The 21416-nt window shown below is 48.1% G+C and carries 21 protein-coding genes; 14 read left to right on the forward strand and 7 right to left on the reverse strand.

Features of this window, described 5'->3' with window-relative positions; genetic code table 11:
• Positions 1-275 precede the first annotated feature (275 nt).
• From ACPUEK_RS09965 to ACPUEK_RS09975, 3 genes are read right to left on the reverse strand one after another with little or no spacing between them, the layout of a single operon-like run.
• Positions 276-578, reverse strand: a complete 303-nt coding sequence (locus ACPUEK_RS09965; protein WP_425640602.1) for a DUF1330 domain-containing protein — start codon at positions 576-578, stop codon at positions 276-278.
• A gap of 14 nt (positions 579-592) precedes the next feature.
• Positions 593-988, reverse strand: coding sequence for a carboxymuconolactone decarboxylase family protein (locus ACPUEK_RS09970; protein WP_425640603.1), 396 nt, complete (start codon positions 986-988; stop codon positions 593-595).
• A complete protein-coding gene (locus ACPUEK_RS09975; RefSeq protein WP_425640604.1) occupies positions 985-1671 on the reverse strand; it encodes a GntR family transcriptional regulator in 687 nt (228 codons plus the stop codon). The genes ACPUEK_RS09970 and ACPUEK_RS09975 overlap by 4 nt, the downstream gene beginning before the upstream one ends.
• A 123-nt stretch (positions 1672-1794) precedes the next feature.
• Here ACPUEK_RS09975 and ACPUEK_RS09980 point away from each other — a divergent pair, with 123 nt between their 5' ends.
• From ACPUEK_RS09980 to ACPUEK_RS10010, 7 genes are all read left to right on the forward strand, one after another.
• Entirely contained in the window at positions 1795-2394 is a 600-nt protein-coding gene (locus tag ACPUEK_RS09980; RefSeq protein ID WP_425640605.1) for an amino acid synthesis family protein, read from the forward strand.
• On the forward strand, positions 2366-3205 hold the full coding sequence (locus ACPUEK_RS09985) for an alpha/beta fold hydrolase (RefSeq protein WP_425640606.1): 840 nt from the start codon (positions 2366-2368) through the stop codon (positions 3203-3205). Before ACPUEK_RS09980 ends, ACPUEK_RS09985 begins: the two co-directional genes overlap by 29 nt.
• Entirely contained in the window at positions 3192-4100 is a 909-nt protein-coding gene (locus tag ACPUEK_RS09990) for a flavin reductase family protein (RefSeq protein WP_425640607.1), read from the forward strand. Before ACPUEK_RS09985 ends, ACPUEK_RS09990 begins: the two co-directional genes overlap by 14 nt.
• Positions 4097-5131: an LLM class flavin-dependent oxidoreductase gene (locus tag ACPUEK_RS09995; protein ID WP_425640608.1), complete on the forward strand. Its 1035-nt coding sequence runs from the start codon at positions 4097-4099 to the stop codon at positions 5129-5131. Before ACPUEK_RS09990 ends, ACPUEK_RS09995 begins: the two co-directional genes overlap by 4 nt.
• A 17-nt stretch (positions 5132-5148) precedes the next feature.
• A complete protein-coding gene (locus ACPUEK_RS10000; protein WP_425640609.1) occupies positions 5149-6639 on the forward strand; it encodes an aldehyde dehydrogenase in 1491 nt (496 codons plus the stop codon).
• A gap of 148 nt (positions 6640-6787) precedes the next feature.
• Positions 6788-8401, forward strand: a complete 1614-nt coding sequence (locus tag ACPUEK_RS10005) for a BCCT family transporter (protein WP_425640610.1) — start codon at positions 6788-6790, stop codon at positions 8399-8401.
• A gap of 43 nt (positions 8402-8444) precedes the next feature.
• On the forward strand, positions 8445-9908 hold the full coding sequence (locus ACPUEK_RS10010) for an NAD-dependent succinate-semialdehyde dehydrogenase (protein ID WP_425640611.1): 1464 nt from the start codon (positions 8445-8447) through the stop codon (positions 9906-9908).
• 82 nt (positions 9909-9990) lie between these two features.
• On the opposite strand, the gene ACPUEK_RS10015 is transcribed toward ACPUEK_RS10010, so the two are convergent.
• A complete protein-coding gene (locus ACPUEK_RS10015; protein WP_425640612.1) occupies positions 9991-10125 on the reverse strand; it encodes a hypothetical protein in 135 nt (44 codons plus the stop codon).
• A 336-nt stretch (positions 10126-10461) separates the two neighbouring features.
• Positions 10462-10944 carry an Lrp/AsnC family transcriptional regulator gene (locus ACPUEK_RS10020; protein WP_067217894.1) on the reverse strand — a complete coding sequence of 161 codons (483 nt, stop codon included), beginning with the start codon at positions 10942-10944 and terminating at the stop codon, positions 10462-10464.
• Positions 10945-11102: 158 nt separating this feature from the next.
• Between ACPUEK_RS10020 and ACPUEK_RS10025 the strand changes: the two genes are divergently transcribed.
• Complete coding sequence (locus ACPUEK_RS10025) at positions 11103-13208, forward strand: alpha-ketoacid dehydrogenase subunit alpha/beta (protein ID WP_425640613.1); 2106 nt, start codon at positions 11103-11105, stop codon at positions 13206-13208.
• A gap of 10 nt (positions 13209-13218) precedes the next feature.
• Complete coding sequence (locus ACPUEK_RS10030; protein ID WP_425640614.1) at positions 13219-14469, forward strand: dihydrolipoamide acetyltransferase family protein; 1251 nt, start codon at positions 13219-13221, stop codon at positions 14467-14469.
• 82 nt (positions 14470-14551) lie between these two features.
• On the opposite strand, the gene paaX is transcribed toward ACPUEK_RS10030, so the two are convergent.
• Positions 14552-15475: a phenylacetic acid degradation operon negative regulatory protein PaaX gene (paaX, locus tag ACPUEK_RS10035; RefSeq protein WP_067217887.1), complete on the reverse strand. Its 924-nt coding sequence runs from the start codon at positions 15473-15475 to the stop codon at positions 14552-14554.
• A 118-nt stretch (positions 15476-15593) separates the two neighbouring features.
• On the reverse strand, positions 15594-16181 hold the full coding sequence (locus tag ACPUEK_RS10040) for a phenylacetic acid degradation protein PaaY (RefSeq protein ID WP_425640615.1): 588 nt from the start codon (positions 16179-16181) through the stop codon (positions 15594-15596).
• Positions 16182-16552: 371 nt separating this feature from the next.
• Between ACPUEK_RS10040 and paaF the strand changes: the two genes are divergently transcribed.
• The 5 genes from paaF to pcaF are packed head-to-tail and all read left to right on the forward strand — an operon-like array spanning position 16553 to position 21385.
• Positions 16553-17338: a 2,3-dehydroadipyl-CoA hydratase PaaF gene (gene paaF, locus ACPUEK_RS10045; protein WP_425643028.1), complete on the forward strand. Its 786-nt coding sequence runs from the start codon at positions 16553-16555 to the stop codon at positions 17336-17338.
• A gap of 56 nt (positions 17339-17394) precedes the next feature.
• The gene (gene paaG / locus ACPUEK_RS10050; protein ID WP_425640616.1) at positions 17395-18186 is read left to right on the forward strand and encodes a 2-(1,2-epoxy-1,2-dihydrophenyl)acetyl-CoA isomerase PaaG; all 792 of its coding nucleotides are present in this window, start codon (positions 17395-17397) and stop codon (positions 18184-18186) included.
• A 2-nt stretch (positions 18187-18188) separates the two neighbouring features.
• Complete coding sequence (gene paaH / locus ACPUEK_RS10055; protein ID WP_425640617.1) at positions 18189-19724, forward strand: 3-hydroxyacyl-CoA dehydrogenase PaaH; 1536 nt, start codon at positions 18189-18191, stop codon at positions 19722-19724.
• Positions 19714-20178 carry a hydroxyphenylacetyl-CoA thioesterase PaaI gene (paaI, locus tag ACPUEK_RS10060; RefSeq protein ID WP_417507068.1) on the forward strand — a complete coding sequence of 155 codons (465 nt, stop codon included), beginning with the start codon at positions 19714-19716 and terminating at the stop codon, positions 20176-20178. The genes paaH and paaI overlap by 11 nt, the downstream gene beginning before the upstream one ends.
• Positions 20171-21385, forward strand: coding sequence for a 3-oxoadipyl-CoA thiolase (gene pcaF / locus ACPUEK_RS10065; RefSeq protein ID WP_417507066.1), 1215 nt, complete (start codon positions 20171-20173; stop codon positions 21383-21385). The genes paaI and pcaF overlap by 8 nt, the downstream gene beginning before the upstream one ends.
• The last annotated feature ends 31 nt before the right edge of the window (positions 21386-21416 follow it).

Below are 21416 nucleotides of genomic sequence, written 5' to 3' on the forward strand. Positions count from 1 at the left end.
TCGTATTGCTCATACAACGCTCAATTGTTCCTGTCATCTCAGTCGGCTCCATCCAGGTTATCGATCGTCTTCTTTTCTTTCGGTGCTATTTCATTTCTGGATGAATGTTAAAAGGAGGGGCTTACGAATAACCCCGAAGGGTAAAAATTACTTAGGGTGATTGTTCTACCACTATTGTCTGTAGACAGGTCAGCATCAGCGGCCACTGTGGATGCGATTCAAGGACGGTGAAAAAGCAGCTCCATGATTATTCAACAGAGCTGCTACGGTAGGCATTATGATTGTGAAGGTAAACCTTTGAGGATCAAAATCGTTGCATTGGCGCAATCCAGTCGATTGGCACGAGCCGCTTGATAGGCGTCAGAGTGGTAACAGGCTAATGCGGTTTCATAACTCTCAAATTCAAATACCACGGCGCGAGTAGGCGTCGGTTGATCGCCCTCCAGCATGGTGAAATCTTCACCACGGGAAAGCATTTTCGCGCCATAGGCCGCCAGCGCGGCGGGCGCTTTTGCGAGATAATTTTGATACGCGTCGGCATCGTTTACCTGCACATGAGCAATCCAATAACCTTTCATAGCGCAGTCCTTGATTAGTTTTTGACTGGGTCGAGCAAGCCTTTTTCTGTTAACACGGCACGTGCAATTCGGAAGCACTCCACGCCTTGAGGCACACCACAGTAAATGGCGATGGCATGCAAAATGGCGCGAATCTCATCCACGCTAACACCGTTGTTCAGCGCGCCATTAAGATGCAATTCCCATTCTTCCATCTTGCCTAAGGCTGCGATCATTGTGAGATTCATCATCGAACGGGTCTTGGCATCAATGGTGTCATCGCCCCAGCCAAACCCCCAGCACCATTCGGTCATAGCTTCTTGGAAAGGCTGATTAAATGCGTCGGCTTTGGCGAGATTACGTTCGACGTATTCGTCACCTAGTGTGGCTTTGCGTTTGGCAATACCCAGCTCAAATAATTCTTTGTTCATACATCACTTCCTTTATCTATCGTGGTCGCTATGTCATAGGCTTCACGCAAATGGCGCTCACAAATTTCCACAGCGGTGTCAGGGTTGTGTTCTTCAAGTGCTTTGATCATATCGTATAGATCTTTCGGACCTGCCGTTTTTCGCCCTTGGGAACTCAAGGTATAGGCGCGTAAGCGTGATATCCGAGAATTCAACTGTTCAACCAACACCCAAGACACATGCTTTTCGGCCGTTTTAAAAATTAACTCATAAAAACGGGTAGTCAGTTTCAGAGCCGTTTTAATATCATCCTTTTCAAGATGCAAAGCGATGTCATCATGAAAATCGTATAACTGCTTGATGATCTCCGGCGTAATGACTTGGCTACAGGCCTTGACGGCGCTGCACTCAAGCATGGTGCGGATCTCATAGATTTCGCGTGCCTCTGCGTCACTTATTGAGGCCACGACGAACCCTGAATTAGGCAGCCCTTTGACTAAGCGCTCACTTTCCAAATGGCGAATGCATTCCCTGACGACAGTGCGACTCACTCCCATGCTTTCACACAAGTTGCGCTCTACTAAACGGGTGCCAGGCTTCAATGTGTTGCTAGTAATGGCATCTCGAAGAGAGGCAAGGGCGCTTTCTTTGAGTGTTTTCGGTCGCTCAACCTTTTGCATCAGCTTATTTTTCCTTTCTTTCATTTAAGACTTTCCAAATATTAACACACTGACGCTTGAACTATACAGGATAGTATGTTTATGTTTATATCATATGGTATACCATATTACAAAACATACGATTTAATTCTCTTTCAGGAAATCATTATGAGTTTAGAAATTCGCAAGATCGTGACCTTTGAAGAAGAAACCCTCATTGAAGGATTCAAGCAAGCGGAGAAGCCTTTGCGCATGGTGGGCGTGGCGGCAGTCATCAAGAACCCATGGGCAGGGCGTTACGTTGAAGACCTGAAGCCAGAGATACGCGACTTCGGCCCTCAGCTTGGTAAATTATTAACCGACCGTATCTGTGAGCAATCGGGTGGCGCAGAGCAAATTGAAGCTTTTGGTAAAGCGGCTGTGGTTGGCTTAAACGGTGAAATTGAGCACGCTTCGGCGCTGATTCATACGCTGCATTTTGGCAACTTCTACCGTGAAGCCGTGGAAGCTAAGTCGTTTCTTTCGTTTACCAACACACGCGGCCCCGCAAATGCCACGATCTCAGTGCCAATGATGGATAAAAACGATGGTGGTCGTCGCTCACACTACCTAACGCTGCAATTTAATATCTGTGATGCACCGGCAGATGACGAAATTGTAATCGTGCTTGGTGCGGCCACAGGCGGCCGTCCACATCACCGTATTGGTGATCGTTACCAAGAGCTTAAGGAGCTAGGGCATGATGTCGAAAATCCCGCAGCGGTCTAAATCGTCGCAGGGTCTGGCTTATGTCAAGGTCGGTACGGGGCCATCCCTCGTGCTGATCCACGGTGTTGGGCTCAGACTTGAGGCGTGGTTAAACCAGCTTAGCGAGCTGGCTCAGCATTTTACTGTGTACGCAGTGGATATGCCTGGGCATGGAGGCAGTGAGCTGTTTCCAGAGTGCCACGATATCAGTGATTACACCGATGTCATTGCGGGCTGGATACAAAACGACATTGCAACCCCAGCGGTGATTGTCGGGCACTCGATGGGCTCTATGATCGCACTGAATCTTGCCATTCGTTACCCAAATGAATGCGCAGGAGTCGTGGCATTAAATTCGGTGTTTCGCCGTTCTGAAGAAGCCAAAAAGGCGGTGTTGAGTCGTGTTGCCCAAATCAAACAGAGCATCACGGCAGACAATGTGACGGCTCCTGTAAAACGTTGGTTCGACTTTCCGTTGCGCGGTGAAGACATTCAAAACGCACAGCTTTGTAGCGAGTGGTTGTCCAAAGCGTCTTTGGATGGCTACCGCCAAGCGTATGAAGTGTTCTGTTTCAATGATGGCCCAGCCGATGAAGATCTCACTTCATTAACCGTACCGGCACTCTTTGCCACTGGCCGCGGTGACCCAAATTCTACCGCGAAGATGTCAGAAGCCATGGCTGAGTTGTGTCCACAAGGCAGCGTATACATTGTCGAGGACGCACGACACATGGCACCGATGACGCATGCCGACGAACTCAATCCAATAATAATCAAATTTGGGCAACAGTGCTTTGACCCAAAAGAGGAGGTTTCCCATGACCACGCATGACCCTAAGGCTTTGCGTAACGCGTTTGGCTCATTTATGACTGGTGTCACCATTGTGACCGCGGTTAGTAAAACGGGGGAAAAGGTCGGTTTCACGGCCAACTCATTTACATCGATTTCGATGGATCCACCTTTGTTGATGGTGTGTCCTGCCAACAAGTTGTCTAGCTTTGACATCTTTGAGCAATGTGAGCATTTCGCGGTCAGCGTCTTAGCCGAAGACCAACAGCATGCTTCCAACTGTTTTGCGGGCTCCAAAGAAGACCGCTTTGCGCAAGTGGCATGGCATGAAGACGCGTTTGGCACGCCGCTGATTAGTGGGGCTGTGGCCCATTTCTCTTGTTCTGCGTTTGAAAAAATTCCGGCAGGTGACCATCTCATGTTGGTCGGACAGGTTGAGCACTTTACCCATAATGAGAAATTCGGTCTAGGCTATGCCAAAGGTGGGTATTTTAGTTTAGGTATGGAGCATAAAGCGGAAGAAGTGGCCCACGGTCAATGTGCTCGTGTGGGGGCACTCATTGAGTCCGCCGGTAAGCTCTTAGTGGAAAAAACAGCGGAAGGTTACCGTTTGCCAGCTGTGGATATTTCCTCTGAAAAAGGTTCACGTGCGACCTTAGCTGCATTTTTAGAGCAATTAGGCGGTGAGTCAGAAATCGGACAAGTGTTTTCGGTCTACGAAAAATCCAGCACCGGAAACTTTATTGCATTCTATCGTGTTGAGCGCACAGGTGGTCAAACCCCCGAAAACTGCGAATACGTGCCAATTGATGCGCTGCAGAATCTGAATTTTATTTCTTACGATCTCACCACGATGGTCAATCGCTTTGTCACTGAAAAGCAGCATGGTGTTTTCCGTTTGTATGTTGGTAATGACTTAGAAGGAGATGTTCGATGAAATTTTCACTTTTTGCTCACATGGAACGTGTTCACGAAAGCCAGCGCCAAACGGAATTGTACGACGAATTTTTGTCACTGTGTAAAATCGCTGACGAAGGTGGCATGGAAACCATTTGGACGGGTGAGCACCATGGTATGGATTTCACCATCGCGCCGAATCCATTTCTAAATCTGATTGATATTGCCCATCAAACTAAAAATGTTCGTTTGGGTACCGGAACCGTTGTTGCGCCTTACTGGCACCCGATCAAGCTGGCAGGCGAAGCGGCCATGACAGACATCATTACCGGAGGGCGCTTAGAGCTAGGGATTGCCCGTGGTGCCTACTCATTTGAGTATGAGCGTATGGTGCCTGGTGGTATGGATGCATGGCAAGCAGGTGAGTGCCTGCGTGAAATGATTCCTGCTCTGAAAGGACTCTGGAAAGGGGATCACACCCAAGAAAGCAAACATTACAACTTTCCTAAAACGACGTCTTCACCCAAACCGCTAACAGAAGATGGTCCGCCAATTTGGGTGGCAGCACGAGACATCAACAGTCACGAGTTTGCCCTAAGCCAAGAGTGCAACGTGCAAGTCACACCATTGTGGCAAGGGCTAGAAGAAGTGGAGTCCCTGATCAGTAAATACAATGAGGCCTGTGCCAAGTTTGATAAGCGTACCAAGATTATGATCTTGCAACACGCTTACGTGGCGAATGATGAAGCAGAACTCGAACAAGCGACCCGCAAACTCCATGAGTTCTACTGCTATTTCGGTGCTTGGTTTAAGAATGAGCGCCCAATCAGCCAAGGCTTAGTTGAAACGCTCAGTCAGGAAGAAATCGATAATCATCCTTTCTATAAGCGTGAAGACATTCGTAAGGACCTCATGATCGGTACGTCTAAGCAAATCATTGAGCGTCTAAAATATTACGAAGAATTGGGTTACGACGAGTTTGCCTACTGGAGTGATTCCGGCATGACCCGAGCAGAAAAAGAAACCTCGTTGCGTCGCTTCATAGACGAAGTTATGCCTGCCTTCAACTAAACAATTCGAGCGTCAGTATGTCAAAAATAACATTACCTCATTACTTGCTCTACATTGATGGCGAATGGGTCGAAGGCTCCGCTGGCAATGTGATGCCAACGGTGAACCCTGCGACAGGCCAACAGTGGGCGACCTTCGCCTGTGCTGAACCAGAGGACGTTGATCGTGCGGTAAAAGCCGCTCGTCGTGCACTGAAAGATCCCGCTTGGGCAGGTTTGACCGCTTCAGCGCGTGGGCAACTCTTGCACAAACTCGCGGATCAGCTCGAAGCGCATTCCGAAGCGTTAGGAGCAGTGGAAACCACTGACAGCGGTAAGCTCGCCGCGGAAACCCAATCTCAAGCCAAATACGTGGCGAACTACTACCGTTACTACGCGGGTCTAGCGGATAAAATCGAAGGGCAGACGCTGCCGATTGATAAGCCAGATATGCATGTATTCACCAAGCCTGAGCCGATTGGCGTCGTCGCTGCGGTGGTGCCTTGGAACGCACAAATGTTCCTGACGGCGACCAAACTTGCACCGGCTTTGGCCGCTGGTTGTAGTGTCATTATCAAAGCCTCTGAGATGGCCCCAGTTGCGATCCTAGAGTTTGCTAAGTTGATTGAAAAGGCCGGTTTCCCTAACGGTGTAATCTCTGTCATCACAGGCGATGCCAAGGGCTGTGCGATTCCATTAACGTCCCATGCCGACATTGACCGTTTAGCGTTTACTGGCGGTCCCGAAACGGCAAAACATGTCGTGCGTAATACGGCCAATAATTTCGCTGTGACATCGCTTGAGTTGGGGGGTAAATCCCCGATTCTGGTTTTTAATGACGCGAATCTGGAGAGCGCTACCAACGGCATTATCGCCGGTAACTTTGGTGCATCGGGTCAATCCTGTGTCGCAGGGTCTCGAGTCTACGTGCAACGTGATCTCTACCCAGCTCTGCGTGATCGACTGTTAGAGCGTACCGCACAAATCAAGGTTGGCGATCCGTTAGACGCTGAGTCCCACATCGGGCCTTTATGCACCATGGCGCAAATCGAAGGCATCGAGCGGGCCCTAGAAAAAGCAACCGAGCAGGGCGGCAAGATCTTAATCGGCGGAGAGCGTCTTAAAGACATGGGCGCAGGGTATTATTTTGCGCCTACCATTGTTGAGTGCCCAAATACCGATATCGAAACACTCCACGTTGAGCTGTTTGGCCCCGTCATGTCGATCGCATGTTTTGATACGGAAGAAGAGGCGATTGCATTAGCGAACGATTCAGAATTTGGCTTGGGTTCGGGTTTGTTCACGGAAAACCTATCCAAAGCCTTGCGAGTATCGCAGCAGATACAGTCCGGTATCTGTTGGGTAAACACGTATCGTGCTGTCTCACCCATGGCGCCTTTTGGCGGTGTTAACCAATCAGGTTATGGGCGTGAAGCTGGGATACAAGCCATCCAAGACTATGTTCGAGTGCGAACGACTTGGATTAGCACCTCAAGTGAACCTATGTCGAATCCTTTTGTGATGCGCTAGGTCGCCAACCTTTTTCATTGCCGTAAACCTACACACCTGAATGGCCTAAAACGCCCTTTGGGGAGGTTTCTGCACCCTGAAAAAGCGCTTGGTACAACATTAAAATAAAAATAAAGCCCCCGAAAATGGGGGTGGCTTAGGAGTTAATATGAAACCTAGCAATTCGGTCGAGAGCCGTGACACATGGCTGGGCACTAATAAGTTTATGTGTATCGCATCAAGCTTAATGGTGTTTGTGTTTGTCGTGTTCGCGGTCACCAACGTCAAATTATCCAATGATATCTTTAATACCCTCAACGGATGGATCACCACCAATTTTAGTTGGTATTACATCTTGATCTTGAGCGGTGTCCTAGCGTTTGCTGTCTGGGTCGCGTTTAGCCGCTTTGGTCAAATTCGTTTAGGCGCCGACGACGAAACCCCTGAGTTCAGCTTTACCGCTTGGTTTTCCATGCTGTTTAGTTGTGCCATTGGTACGGGCTTGCTGTTTTGGAGTATCGCTGAGCCGATTACTCATATGCAGGGAAATCCCTTCTTAGACATGAAAGGCATTGAGCCAAACACGGTCGAAGCGGCGCAAATGGCGATCGAGATCACCATGTTTCACTGGGGGATTCATGGCTGGGCTGTCTACATTATGGTCGGCTTGTGTCTGGCTTACTTCTGCTACCGCCGTGGCTTACCGCTCACCGTTCGCTCGGGGCTATACCCACTCTTGGGTGAGCGTGTAAACGGCCCGATCGGTCATGCCGTCGACTTGTTGGCGATCTTTAGTACTTTATTTGGTACCGCCACGACATTGGGCCTTGGGGTATCGCAAATGAACGCCGGACTCAACTATTTGTTCGGTATGTCCATCTCCACAGAGTCTCAACTGATATTGATTGCCGTCGTATCGCTGATTGCAACGGTGTCGGCCGTATCGGGGGTAGGCCGTGGTATCAAAGTCTTAAGTATTTGGAATATTCGTCTCAGTACTCTCGTTATCTTGTTCTTTGTGATTGCAGGTCCAACCGTATTCTTATTCGACCTAGCGGTCTCCGCCATTGGTGACTACGCCGTATCTTTTGCATCTATGGGTTTTTGGGTCGATCTAGATCCTGAACGTCAATGGCAAGGCTGGTGGACACTGTTCTACTGGGGCTGGTGGTTATCTTGGGGTCCATTAGTCGGTATGTTCATTGCGCGTATTTCTCGTGGCCGCACTATTCGTCAATTCCTGCTGTCAGCGCTCGTGATTCCACCACTGGGCGGCTTCCTTTGGATCGTGATTTTTGGTGGCACGGCGCTTCATATCGACTTGTTCCAAGGGGGACAACTGACCGAAGTGGTGAATGCCGACATGACTCAAGCGCTCTACAGCACCATTGAAGCGCTCGGTGTGGACTCTATGACCACATTGGTGGCTGCGCTGTCTACATTCTTGATTCTGACTTGGTTCGTGACCTCAGCAGACTCGGGCACTTTGGTCATCAGTACGATCGTGTCCAAGGGCTGTACCAATCCACCGAATTGGCTACGCGCAGCGTGGGGCGTCGGGCTGGGTGTGATATCAGGCATTCTTTTGGTATCAGGCGGGCTTGATGCCCTAAAAACAGCCTCTATTGTGGCGGCGTTTCCGTTCTCAATTGTCTTTATCTTTATGTGTTGGGCCCTGTTTAAAGGGTTAAAAGATGAGGAGCAGGGCATTCGCTATGTTGAGGCCGATCTGGCTAAGCCTATCACTGCCGAGCAATCTGCAGGTCGTACACAAGCGCAGTAATTTTACCAAAGTAGGGCTTCGGCCCTACATTTAGGAGCATAAAATGTTCGAGCAAAAACTAACGGATCAAAGCTTACTCAAATCAAAAGGGTTGATTAACGGCGAATGGGTGTCAGCAGACGCCCATAAAACCTTTGATGTGTTCAATCCTGCGAACGGTGAGTGCATCGCCACCGTCGCCGACTTAGGGGCCGCCGAAACCAAGCGCGCGATTGAAGCCGCGAATGTGGCCATGACGGATTGGAACACGCGAACCGTCAAAGAAAAATCCGCGCTACTGCGTCAGTGGTTTGACCTGGTGATGGCGAACCAAGAAGATTTAGCCACGATCATGACCCTTGAGCAGGGCAAGGTGTTAGCGGAATCGAAAGGTGAGGTGGCTTATGGTGCCTCATACATCGAATGGTTTGCCGAAGAAGCCAAGCGCATCTACGGCGACATCTTGCCCAGCACAACACAAGATCGTCGTTCTATGGTCATCAAGCAGCCGATTGGTGTGGTGGGAGCGATTACGCCTTGGAACTTTCCGAACGCCATGATTACGCGAAAAATTGCCCCAGCGCTGGCTGCGGGTTGCTCGGTTGTCCTGAAACCTGCCGCAGAAACGCCGCTTTCGGCCTTGGCGCTCGCGGAGCTGGCACAGCGTGCAGGCATCCCCAAAGGGATGATCAACGTCATCCCTAGCAAACAATCGTCAGAGATTGGTGAGCAACTGACTGGTCACCCACTGGTCAAAAAGCTGACCTTCACGGGCTCCACTCGCGTCGGCAAAATCTTGATGGCGCAAACGGCCCAGACCGTTAAGCGCACGTCCATGGAGTTGGGTGGTAATGCCCCAGTCTTGGTGTTTGACGACGCCGACATCGATAAAGCCGTGCAGGGCGCGTTGATGGCAAAATTTAGAAACGCGGGACAAACCTGTATCTGTGCCAATCGCATCTTAGTCCATAGCAACATTTACGAAGAATTTGTGCGCCGCCTAACAGAAAAAGTAGAGCACTTTGTCTTGGGGGATGGCCTAGCGGACAGCAGCACCATGGGGCCATTGATTACTCGTCATGCCGCAGAGGGTGTGGCGGAGTTGGTAGCGGATGCGCTAGCAAAAGGCGCGCAGCTCACCATCGGCGGAGCGCTCAATAAAGGCACCGGCTTTTTCTTCCAGCCAACCGTGATCCGCGATTTGGATCAAACAATGCGCTTGGCGAAAGAAGAAGTATTTGGGCCAGTGGCACCGATCTTTAAATTCGAAACGGAAGACGAAGCCATCGCGATGGCAAATGACACAGAGTTCGGTTTAGCCGCCTACGTGTTTACCAAAGATCAATCCCGATCGTGGCGCGTGAGTGAGCGTTTGGAATACGGGATGGTGGGTGTCAATGAAACAGCCATCAGCTCAGAGATGATCCCATTTGGTGGCGTCAAAGAGTCCGGGCAAGGGCGTGAAGGCTCAAAGTACGGACTGGATGACTACCTAGAAATGAAATACGTCTGTCTAGGCGATATTTAGACCTAGCCCCGTGCTTAAAGCTCTCGGTGCGCCCCATAACATGGGCCACTGAGAGTGGGAGGCACTCTCAGTTCGAAGGCCGTTAGATCGACCATTGCCAATCACAGGCCTTCGTAAAGGTCTGCACCAATTGCTCAATACCCTGTTGGTCGGCTTCGCTAAAGCGATTTATCATGGGACTGTCGATATCAAACACGGCTTTCACCGTGCCCTGCACCAGATATCTCAAAATACGGCCAAATAGCCGCCTTCCATGCGCTGGACATGCAATGCATCGATACCGTCATTACCGACAGCGGCTTGCCAGACAGTGCGTACAACGAATTGAAAGACCAAGGCATCGACGTCTTAACCGCTTGATAGGCGTGCGTGGGATTAAGGGGGGATGTGTAGAGGACATCGATTCTTGCATATAAATGTTAGTTTGCCCCCTAGTCTAGGAGTTTAGTGGTGTCACTCGCTTCGGTAACATTCATATCTAATTTCAGGTTAATCAAGTGATGTCAAAAATAGCGGCGCGTTACAGTATCGACTCAGTCTGTAAGTCGCATCTTCACGAAAAGTCACTAATGGGAAATTCATGCAATGGATATTCTCTCGATACCTTGGGTTGTTTCATTGAAAACATGGTATTCACGGAGCGCACGCCTTTAGCTTGTAAGAGCTTTTGGCTTAGTAGTTCGTCATAGGTGATTAGGTCTTTCGTGACAATTTTTAGTAGGTAGTCGCAATCGCCGCTGACGGAATGACACTCTTGTATTTCATGGCAGTCACTGACAATGGAGAGAAAAGGCTCAAGGGTTTCAGGATGATGATTGTCCATTGATACCTGTGCAAAAGCGATCACATTTAAGTTCAGCCTTTTCGCATTCAGTTCAGCTTTATAGCCACTGATGTAGCCTTCGTCTTCTAAACGTTTTAGTCGACGCCAGCATGGTGCGTTCGAAAGTCCTATTTTATCCGCTAAATCCCTGTTGCTTAAACGGCCGTCATTTTGCAGCGCTGCAAGAATACTAATATCAAATTTATCCAGCACGAACTGTTTCCCTTTATTGTTGTTTGAAGAAACTTTGTTGCTTAGTGTGGCAAAGAGATAGCAATTAAGAAAGATAATTTCGTCAATTCGTGGATAACATTAACTACATCTTACTTATAAAAATAAAGCTGAAAAGCAATGAAAGAGGATGTGTCTTAATGAATGAATTGCTAGAAAATCCAACATGCACTTCAAAGCTTAATACAAATAAGCCTGATTTTGATTGGCGAAGCGTCAGTCGATTAATGCTTTTATCTCGCGCTCTTGATGACATTGAAGAACATGAGCTTGTGCCTGAGAAATTAGTGTTTAATCAGTTTTCCGCTCGCGGGCACGACTTTGCCCAAATTCTTTTAGGTTCTCTTTTGACGCATCCTCATGACGCTGCGACGGGCTACTATCGTTCAAGACCCTTTGTGATGAGCTTGGGGATCGAGCTAGATGAGGTGGTGGCATCACCTTTGGCAAAATCGGGTGGTTACAGTGATGGCAGAGACATCGGTGTCGTATGTAACTACCCTAATGTGAATAGAAAAGGCGCTATGTTGTTCCCAATGTGTGGTGGTGTAGGGGCTCAATATTCGCCGATTTCAGGTTGGGCACAGTCCATTAGGTATCACCAATTACAGTTAAAAGATGAGAGCTACGCAGGTGCGATTGCTGTTTCAATGGGAGGCGACTCTTCAATGTCGACCAGTGGTTTTTGGGCGGCACTAAACATCTCGACGACGAATAATTTACCGCATCTATTTTATATTGAAGACAACGGTTATGGCATTTCGGTACCGCAGGAAGTGCAAACACCGGGTGGTGATCAGGTAGCAAATCTAAAAGCCTATAAAAATCTGAAGATTATTGACGGTGATGGTACCGACCCTGAACTAACGCCAATCCTGATTAAAGAGGCGGTCGAGTATGTGCGATCCGGTCAGGGAACGTGTTTACTACGATTAAAAGTGCCACGTTTATGTGGTCATACCTTCCAAGACACCCAAACTTACAAATCTGCAGATTTCATTGCGCAAGAGCAAGCTAAAGACCCATTGCCAAAGCTAAGAAGCTATCTATTGAACAAGGGCTTAATCGCGATTGACGAATGGCAAGCGTTGGAAGATGAATGCTATACGGCGATTCGAGCATCTGTTGATAGTGCTAAGCTGCGTCAACAGCCTGATCCTGATAGCCTAACTCGATATGTATACGCTGAAAAAGATCAAGTTCAGCTTCGAGGTGGATTGGCAGCCAGTGGGCATACGTTTCCAGTGCAAAGTGAACAGCCTAAGCCAGAAGGGGCTCGTTTAAATATGCTCACTGCGATCCGCAAGACATTGGACTATGAACTTGAGACAAACCCTAAAGTTCTTGTCTTCGGAGAAGACGTTGGCCCGAAAGGAGGTGTCCATGCGGCGACCCTTGGCCTGAATGAAAAATTTGGCAACCATCGAGTATTTGATACCAGCTTATCGGAAGAGGGCATTATTGGGCGTTCAGTAGGCTTAGCCCTCAGTGGGCTGATGCCGGTACCAGAAATCCAGTTTCGTAAATATGCGGAGCCTGCGGCAGAGCAGTTATCAGACACAGGCATTATGCGCTGGCGAACCAACAATCAATTTGCAGCCCCCATGGTAGTTCGGATCCCAGGTGGTTTTGCGCGTCGAGGCGATCCTTGGCACTCCATGAGTGATGAAGTCGAATGGGCGCACAAAGTGGGATGGCAGTTAGCCATGCCTTCGAACGCGGAAGACGCGGTGGGGTTACTGCGTTACGCACTTAGAGATAACAACCCAACGATTTTCTTTGAGCATCGTTCGTTATTAGACAATGGCTGGTCACGTCGCCCTTATCCAGGTGATGAGTACATCATTCCTTTTGGGCAAGCTAAGACGATTCTTTCAGGTGCGGCCTTAACCGTCGTGTGTTGGGGAGCCATGGTAGAACGCTGTGAAAAAGCGGCGTTAAGTCTGGATTTAGATATAGAGGTGATTGATCTTCGTACCATTCAGCCTTGGGATAAGACGGCGATACTGGCTTCGGTTGAAAAAACAGGGCGCTGCCTGATCGTGCATGAAGACAATAGAACCGCTGGCTTTGGCGCGGAAATTGCCGCGACATTAGCCGACGAATTGTTCTTCAGTCTAGATGCTCCGATTCAGCGTCTCACCATGCCCGATATTCCTAACCCTCATAATGCTTTGTTGTTAGAAGAAGCGGTTCCGACTGAGCAAAAAATTGCCCAATCCATGAAAAAACTGATTGAAGTGTAAGGGGAAAAAGATGAATGAATCCATGACCATTACCCTTCCAAAAGGTACGTTAGAAGGCACAGCGGCGGTCGTTTCAAGCTGGCTAGTTGGTAAGGGTGATCATGTTAGCAAAGGTGACCCGATCCTAGAGTTAGAGACGGACAAAGTATCGATGGAGGTGTGCGCCGAAAGCGACGGAATAATTGTTGATATTATTGCTACGTCAGGAGCTGATGTCGATGAAAGCACCGTTCTTGGCCGCTTAAATTGTGCTGAGCAAGCAGAGTCTTCACAAAAGATAGCGTCTGAAGCCAGCAGCGATGTCAGTGCAAAACATGAGGCAAGGGTAGAGGCAAGTGGAATTAATGCCACTGAAGATACCTCTAAGCGGCATTTGGTCGGTCCAGCGGTGAGAAAACTCCAAAGAAAGTATGGCTTGAATTTAGCGGCTATCAATGGGACTGGGAAGGGTGGTCGGGTCACACGTGACGATATTTTAGCGTTCGTAGAGTCGCAGAATGATCATACTCAAACACAGTCAGATGTGTGTGCATCGTCTGAAACATTAAATGAGCTAAAGAGTGAGTTCGTGCCTCACAGTCCCATGCGTAAAAAGATCGCAAGTCATATGGTGGAGAGTTTATTACACACCTCTCCGCATGTGACGAGCGTTTTCGAAATGGATATGGGACGTGTTATAGAGCATCGAAATCAGTGCAAAATGGGATTTGAAGAAGCGGGTGTTAAGTTGACTTTTACAGCTTATTTCTTGGCAGCCAGTGCAAAAGCCATTCAAAAAGTGCCAATGGTGAATGCGCGCTTTCATGAGGACAGTCTAGAAATTTTTAAGGACATCAACATTGGTATTGGTACGGCACTCGGTGATGATGGACTCGTTGTCCCCGTTGTTAAACAGGTTCAAGAAAAGAATCTGTATGACATTGCCTCAGCGCTTCAACACCAGACGGATAAAGCCAGACAAGGCAAATTAACGTCAGCTGACATGCGTGACGGAACGTTCACGATCTCAAATCATGGTGTTAGTGGTAGCTTGTTTGCCGCTCCAATCATCATCAACCAACCTCAGGTGGCCATATTAGGAATCGGTAAGCTCGAAAAAAGAGCCGTTGTGGAAGAAATAAACGGTGAAGAGACAATTGTCATTCGGCCCAAATGTTATGTCTCGCTTTCCATTGATCATCGGGCTTTAGATGCCTATCAGACGAACTTATTTTTAAGTCATTTTGTTGAGGTAATAGAGAATTGGCAAATACATAAATAGACTGAGACGTATTAAAAAATGGCCATCAATGTGAGTTGATGGCCATTTTTAATGGATAATCGTTCAAAATCGACTGTTGGGACTAATTGAGCCCACCAAATCGTTGGTAAAACGATTGGGAGGCTTCAGGAAGTGGGCCATCTGCGGATTCAAGGTTATTGCCAAGCCATTGCTCTGCCGCTGGCGTGACTTTGCGATAAATATTGCGGCATAACTGGCGTGCTGCTCGGCCTTCCCAGTCGCCAGGGAGGAGTTCATCGGGAAGTTGGGGATCACGAAGTAACAGCTTTCTGTATTCATGGATGAGTAAGGTGCGAGTTAGGAAGCTGGATTCCGGATCAAGGCTCTCTTTGTCGCCTAGCTCTTGCCATACTGGGCGAAACAGATTTATAAATTCTTGGTATTGTACGCCGAGCTTATCAAGTTCCCAGCATTCTCTTACGAGCGTTCGAACCTGCTTTCCTGCCAGCTCTTCTTGTTGCTGGGTTTTAAAGACAATAACTTTATTTTGCAGACCGGATGATATCAGCACGGTATTAATATCGCTTAAGTTGGTGATCGGGCTGCCTATCAGTTGGCCTGTTAGCACAACAAAGCCTTGCCAACTCAGGTCATCTAAGAGCTGCTTTCGTTCTTCCGGTGACAATTGTTGCGTCATGATTAAGCACCATGAGCCGTCCCAGACAGTCTGATTAGAGTTGTATACACGTCGAAAAGCTTGCTCAAACTTGCGTCGTCCTGAGCCTGTTAAACTGTAATAGCTTTTTCTTCCCACTTTGTCGTTGGTTAGCCAGCCATCTTGAGTTAAGCGGAAAATGGTGGTTCTCATCAGTCGTTCATTGATGCCCATAGGTTCAAGTAACTTGATTAAACTGCCGAGCCATACCGTGCCGCCATGAGGTTCAATGGCATCGCCGTACAGTGTGATCACAAGTGAGGACGCTCGAATGGGCTTCTGCTGTTGGAACCGAGTAATTAACGTATCTAAAGTAGTAAGTTTATTCATTAGTGACTGGTAATCCAGTGAGTAAAGTCGACAGGCTATTTTCTTAAACCTGTTCAGCTTAGTAAAGTGAAATAGCCTTGTGCTGCTTTAGACTAATGTTTTTACATGAAAGACAGTATTAGCTTTTTGGTTGATGGGACCCTGTTTGCAGTGTCGGTCTTTTGGGCTCAAGAGAAGTGAGCGGTGCGCATTCAACCATTGATGTTAAGCAACGTTTAGAAAGTTCGATGTATTCACGCGTGCCGGTTTGCTTCCATTTCAATTCGTCATCGGACACAGAGCGAACTACTTTTCCGGGGGTGCCCATTATCATGGATCTAGGAGAGCAGGTGAAGCCGGTTTTTATAAAAGAGCAAGCGGCAACGATAGAGCCTTCGCCTATGTCGGCTCCGTCCATAACCACGGTATTCATACCAACCAGCGCGTCTTCCCCAATGACACAGCCATGTAACACTGCACCATGGCCAATGTGTCCACGTTTGCTAATGACAGTATGGCTACCGGCAAAACCGTGAACCACACAATTATCTTGAATGTTTGACTCTTCTTCCATGGTGATTCGGCCAAAGTCCCCTCTTAGGCAAGCGCCAGGGCCCACATAACAACCTTTTTGGATGATCACGTCGCCAATAAGTGTGGCTGTTGGGTGGATATAGGCGCTCGGGTCTACCACTGGTGTAACACCATCAATTTTGTAATACGGCATAAATGCATCTCTCTATGTATTTTATTATTTCTATTATTTCTATTATTTATATTATTTATAGCTATTTTTGTATCGTATTTCCAGAAAACAATCCTTTTTTAAGTGTTAAAGCAATGTGATTTGAGTGATTTATGAAAATTTTAAAACGACTTCAGAATTGTGTTTAACATAACTTATTGAATATATTGGTTTATTTTTATTTTGCCAATCAAGTGATGCAAGTAAAACTTAAAAGGATACATAAAATCTTAAAAATTAAGTTGTTTTGTATCAATTTATGGTCCATCTTAATATTTATCGAAACGAAACAGAGTCTCAGAGCTCTGATCGGTTAAGAAATAAATAACAATAAGATCGAGTGTTTGAATCAAATGAAAAATGACAATTACCAATTATTGGTGGTGCATCAGGTCGAGAGTGGCGTTCAACTAGTGCAGTTGAACCGCCCAGAGGCGCTGAATGCCCTTACGACTGAACTGTTGGCAGAACTTTCTGATGTCATGGACAAAGCTGAGGTGTCAGACGATATTCGAGTGCTAGTACTAACTGGAAACTCGAAAGCCTTCGCTGCCGGTGCTGATATTAACGAGATGGCAGAGCGTGACCTTGTAGGTATGTTAAACGATCCACGTCAGCAGTATTGGCAAAGTATCACGCGTTTTTCTAAGCCAGTGATCGCGGCCATCAATGGTTACTGCTTAGGCGGCGGATGCGAATTAGCCATGCATGCCGACATTTTGATTGCGGGTCGCGATGCTCAGTTTGGCCAACCAGAAATCAATTTAGGCATTATGCCTGGCGCTGGTGGAACCCAGCGTCTTCTTCGAGCCGTCGGCAAATCCCTCACCATGCAAATGGTGCTTACCGGTCTACCTATCACAGCCCAGCAAGCAAAAGACGCAGGTCTCATCAGTGAAATCACCCAACCCGAACTAACGGTTACAAGAGCGCTGTCGTTGGCCAGTGTTATTGCCAGTAAAGGTTCTTTAGCTGTGCGTCTTGCAAAAGAATCCATCCTGAAAGGCATGGACACAGACTTAGCGACGGGTCTGCGTTTTGAACGACATGCTTTTACTGTATTGGCTGGCACCGATGATCGAAATGAAGGGATTAAGGCGTTCAAAGAAAAGCGCCGCCCTAAATTTACCGGTCGCTAATTCACTGGCCAAAAATAATTAAACGTTATTTTCAATTCTAAGAGAGACAATCAGACATGAGCTTCGAACACATTTTATATTCGGTCGATTCAGGTGTTGCGTTATTGAGCTTAAATCGTCCCAAAGCGCTGAATAGTTTTAATGAAGCCATGCATCTTGAAGTGCAGCAAGCGCTTAAATCTGCTTTGAAAGATACGCAGGTCCGAGCGTTGGTATTAACCGCAGAAGGAAGAGGTTTTTGTGCAGGGCAGGACTTGTCTGATCGCAATGTTGATCCTAATGCAGATGCCCCCGATTTGGGAGTTTCCATCGAGCGTTTCTATAATCCGCTAATCAAACAATTACAGTCTTTTCCTATGCCCGTAATTTGTGCCGTGAACGGTGTGGCAGCGGGGGCGGGCGCGAATATTCCTCTAGCATGTGATCTTGTTATTGCCGCACGTTCAGCCAAATTCATTCAGGCCTTTTGCAAAATTGGCTTAATTCCAGATTCCGGTGGAACGTGGTTTTTACCGCGTTTGATTGGCATGGCAAGAGCCAAAGAGTTAGCTCTATTAGGCGAGCCGCTCATGGCAGAAAAAGCTCAAGAGTGGGGCATGATTTACAAAGTTGTGGATGACGAGGCACTTCGAGATGAGGCCTTATCGTTAGCGCGTCAATTAGCCACTCAGCCCACCAAAGGTTTGTCTTTTATTAAGCGCGCACTCAACCAAAGTTTTGACCATGACTGTCATGCTCAGCTTGATGTAGAACGCGATTTACAGCGTTTAGCAGGTCAAACTCAGGATTACCGTGAGGGTGTCAAAGCCTTTATGGAAAAACGCACGCCAGAATTTAAGGGAGAATAACCATGTCTGCATTACAACAAAACACTGTGGTTGGTGTCATTGGTGCAGGCGCAATGGGTGCGGGTATTGCTCAGGTTGCGGCTCAAGCAGGCCACTCAGTGAAGCTTTACGATAACCGAGACGGTGCGGCTAGTTCTGCCATAGACGCGATGGCGAAACAATTAGCTAAGCTGGTCGAGCGTCAAAAGTTTACGACAGAGCAAGTTCAGCAGATATTGTCTCGATTAGAGGTGGTGAGCTCCTTAAATGATCTGGCGAATGCTGGATTGGTGGTCGAAGCCATTGTTGAAAATGTTGACGTTAAGAAAGCCATTTTTGACACCTTGGAGTCGGTCTGTGCTACCGATTGCATTATCGCCAGTAACACGTCTTCCATTTCTATTACTCGTTTGGCCGCTGGCATGCAGCATCCAGAGCGTATGATCGGCATGCATTTCTTTAACCCTGCGCCCATTATGAAATTAGTTGAAGTGGTATCAGGCTTAGCCACGGATTCCACCGTCGCGGCGTGCATTTATGAAACCGCATCGAATTGGGGTAAAAAACCCGTTCATGCCGCGTCTACACCAGGTTTTATTGTTAACCGAGTAGCGCGTCCTTTTTATGCGGAAAGTTTTCGACTGTGTCAGGAACATGTGGCTGACTGCGCGACGCTGGATGCACTGATAAAAAGTGCAGGTGGCTTCCGCATGGGGGCTTTCGAGCTGACGGATATGATTGGCCACGATGTGAACTATGCTGTCACCTGTTCGGTATTTGATGCCTATTATGGCGATTTTCGTTTCCAACCGTCTTTAATCCAAAAAGACTTAGTCGATGCCGGTTTTTTAGGGCGGAAAACAGGGCAAGGTTTCTACTCCTATCAAGAAGGTGTCGAAAAGCCCAAGGCGCAATTTTCCCCAGCTTCGTCTGTTCCAGCAACGCCAATCAAGTGCCAGGTGTCTAAGGACATGGGGCATCTGACTGGATTGGTTGAGCGTTTGGCTCAGGCAGGCATTCAAGTCACACAAGAATCGAGCCTGGCACCAGGTTATTTAAAAGTAGGCGATGCTTGGTTGGCGCTTACCGATGGTCGCATGGCATGTGAGCGTGCCATCGATGAGCAGCTGAGTGATCTGGTACTGGTGGATCTGGCCCTAGATTATCTAGCGGTAGAGCACATTGCATTGAGCCGATCAGCATCAACATCCGATAAGTCGTTTGAGGATGTGGTGACATGCTTTGATTTGGCAGGCATCAAAATCAGCGAAGTCGAAGATTCCCCTGCTTTGGTAGTAATGCGTACCGTAGCGATGCTGGCGAATGAAGCCGCGGATGCGGTTTTGCAAGGGGTTGCCACAGCCGAGGGCGTGGATACAGCCATGTGTTTTGGTTTGAATTATCCCAAAGGGCCGCTGGCTTGGGCCGACTCGATTGGTGTTGCTAAGGTGAATGCGGTGCTGCATCAGTTGCAACTGTCCTATGGTGAGGATAGATACCGTCCTTCTTTACTCATGCGTCGCACTGCGATGACAGGAGGGTATTTTCATGGGGAATAATACAACCGATACACAAGTGGATGTTGAACTGGCTGAGCGTTGTGCAAAAGCTTTGTACGAGCGAGATATGGCCACTCAGCATTTAGGCATGGCGTTGCTTTTTTCAGCGCCAGGTCAATCCAAAGTTCGCATGACGGTACAGGACTTTATGTTGCAAGGTCTTAAAACGTGTCACGGCGGCTATCTCTTTACGCTGGCTGATTCAGCCTTTGCGTTTGCCTGCAATACCTATAACCAACCGACTTTTGCACTGGGCTGCTCGATTGACTATGTCGCCCCAGCTTTTGAAGGGGATGTGCTAACCGCGAGTTGCCATGAAAAAAGCCGTGGTGGCCGGACCGGGAATTACGATGTCGAAATACACAATCAACAAGATCAATTGATCGCCATTTTTCATGGTAAGTCTTACCGCGTTAAAGGCGAGATACTTTCACAGGAGAATGTAAATGACTGATGCGCTAATTATTGATGCTATCCGAACGCCGATTGGACGTTATGGTGGCGCGCTATCGAAGGTCAGGGCGGACGACTTAGGGGCAATCCCTATCAAATCTCTAATGGATCGAAACCCAACAGTTGATTGGTCAAAGGTCAGTGATGTGTTGTATGGCTGCGCCAACCAAGCAGGTGAGGATAACCGCAATGTGGCGCGCATGTCTTCTTTGCTATCAGGGTTGCCACACAGTGTCCCTGGTTCGACGATTAACCGCTTGTGTGGTTCGGGTATGGATGCTGTAGGGTTAGCGGCCAGAACCATTCGTTCAGGTGAAGCAGGGCTCATGATTGCGGGAGGCGTGGAGTCAATGTCGCGTGCGCCGTTTGTTATGGGTAAGGCCGATCAGGCATTTTCTCGTCAAGCAGATATGTACGATACGACCATCGGCTGGCGCTTTGTGAATAAGCTCATGGCGGACCAGTTTGGCGTGCATTCAATGCCCGAAACGGCTGAAAATGTGGCAGAAGAGTTCAATATTTCGCGTGAAGATCAGGATGCATTTGCTTTACGTAGCCAGCAAAAAACAGCCATTGCCCAAGAAAATGGACGCCTCGCTAAAGAAATTGTCCCAGTTGTGATCCCACAACGAAAAGGCGATCCAGTAGTCGTGGAGCGTGATGAGCATCCGCGTGCCGAAACCACGTTGGCTGCGTTATCAAAGCTTTCCACCCCTTTTAGAAAAGATGGCAAAGGATCTGTCACAGCAGGTAATGCATCTGGCGTTAACGATGGTGCTTGTGCCTTGTTGTTGGCGAGTGAAGAGGCGGCTGCGACCTATGGCTTGAAGGCTCGAGGTCGAGTGCTTGGTATGGCGGCAGCGGGTGTTGAGCCTCGTATCATGGGGATCGGTCCTGCGCCTGCCTCCAAAAAAGTACTAGAGCAAGTGGGGCTGACGTTAGATGAAATGGACGTTATTGAATTAAATGAAGCGTTTGCATCTCAAGGATTGGCCGTGATGCGCGAACTGGGGCTTGCAGATGATGATGCACGAGTTAATCCAAACGGCGGTGCTATTTCATTAGGTCATCCGCTCGGGATGAGTGGCGCGCGATTGATCACCACCGCTCTAAATGAGTTAGAAATTAAGAATAAGCGATATGCTTTGTGCACTATGTGTATTGGTGTAGGTCAGGGCATTGCAATGGTCATTGAGCGGTTGGATTAATCCAACCGTTACAAAAAAGCTGTATGACAAG

It is taken from the genome of Marinomonas gallaica, assembly GCF_049821165.1.
Classification (GTDB): Bacteria; Pseudomonadota; Gammaproteobacteria; order Pseudomonadales; family Marinomonadaceae; genus Marinomonas; species Marinomonas gallaica.

Bases quoted from the DNA above. Each gene is read 5' to 3' on its own strand.
- ACPUEK_RS09990 (WP_425640607.1), top strand. From the start codon at position 3,192: ATGACCACGCATGACCCTAAGGCTTTGCGTAACGCGTTTGGCTCATTT.
- ACPUEK_RS09985 (WP_425640606.1), top strand. From the start codon at position 2,366: ATGATGTCGAAAATCCCGCAGCGGTCTAAATCGTCGCAGGGTCTGGCT.
- pcaF (WP_417507066.1), top strand. From the start codon at position 20,171: ATGACTGATGCGCTAATTATTGATGCTATCCGAACGCCGATTGGACGT.
- ACPUEK_RS09975 (WP_425640604.1), bottom strand. From the start codon at position 1,671: ATGAAAGAAAGGAAAAATAAGCTGATGCAAAAGGTTGAGCGACCGAAA.
- paaG (WP_425640616.1), top strand. From the start codon at position 17,395: ATGAGCTTCGAACACATTTTATATTCGGTCGATTCAGGTGTTGCGTTA.
- ACPUEK_RS10000 (WP_425640609.1), top strand. From the start codon at position 5,149: ATGTCAAAAATAACATTACCTCATTACTTGCTCTACATTGATGGCGAA.
- ACPUEK_RS10005 (WP_425640610.1), top strand. From the start codon at position 6,788: ATGAAACCTAGCAATTCGGTCGAGAGCCGTGACACATGGCTGGGCACT.
- paaI (WP_417507068.1), top strand. From the start codon at position 19,714: ATGGGGAATAATACAACCGATACACAAGTGGATGTTGAACTGGCTGAG.
- ACPUEK_RS10010 (WP_425640611.1), top strand. From the start codon at position 8,445: ATGTTCGAGCAAAAACTAACGGATCAAAGCTTACTCAAATCAAAAGGG.
- ACPUEK_RS09980 (WP_425640605.1), top strand. From the start codon at position 1,795: ATGAGTTTAGAAATTCGCAAGATCGTGACCTTTGAAGAAGAAACCCTC.
- paaX (WP_067217887.1), bottom strand. From the start codon at position 15,475: ATGAATAAACTTACTACTTTAGATACGTTAATTACTCGGTTCCAACAG.
- ACPUEK_RS10025 (WP_425640613.1), top strand. From the start codon at position 11,103: ATGAATGAATTGCTAGAAAATCCAACATGCACTTCAAAGCTTAATACA.
- ACPUEK_RS10040 (WP_425640615.1), bottom strand. From the start codon at position 16,181: ATGCCGTATTACAAAATTGATGGTGTTACACCAGTGGTAGACCCGAGC.
- paaH (WP_425640617.1), top strand. From the start codon at position 18,189: ATGTCTGCATTACAACAAAACACTGTGGTTGGTGTCATTGGTGCAGGC.
- paaF (WP_425643028.1), top strand. From the start codon at position 16,553: ATGAAAAATGACAATTACCAATTATTGGTGGTGCATCAGGTCGAGAGT.
- ACPUEK_RS09965 (WP_425640602.1), bottom strand. From the start codon at position 578: ATGAAAGGTTATTGGATTGCTCATGTGCAGGTAAACGATGCCGACGCG.
- ACPUEK_RS09970 (WP_425640603.1), bottom strand. From the start codon at position 988: ATGAACAAAGAATTATTTGAGCTGGGTATTGCCAAACGCAAAGCCACA.
- ACPUEK_RS10030 (WP_425640614.1), top strand. From the start codon at position 13,219: ATGAATGAATCCATGACCATTACCCTTCCAAAAGGTACGTTAGAAGGC.
- ACPUEK_RS09995 (WP_425640608.1), top strand. From the start codon at position 4,097: ATGAAATTTTCACTTTTTGCTCACATGGAACGTGTTCACGAAAGCCAG.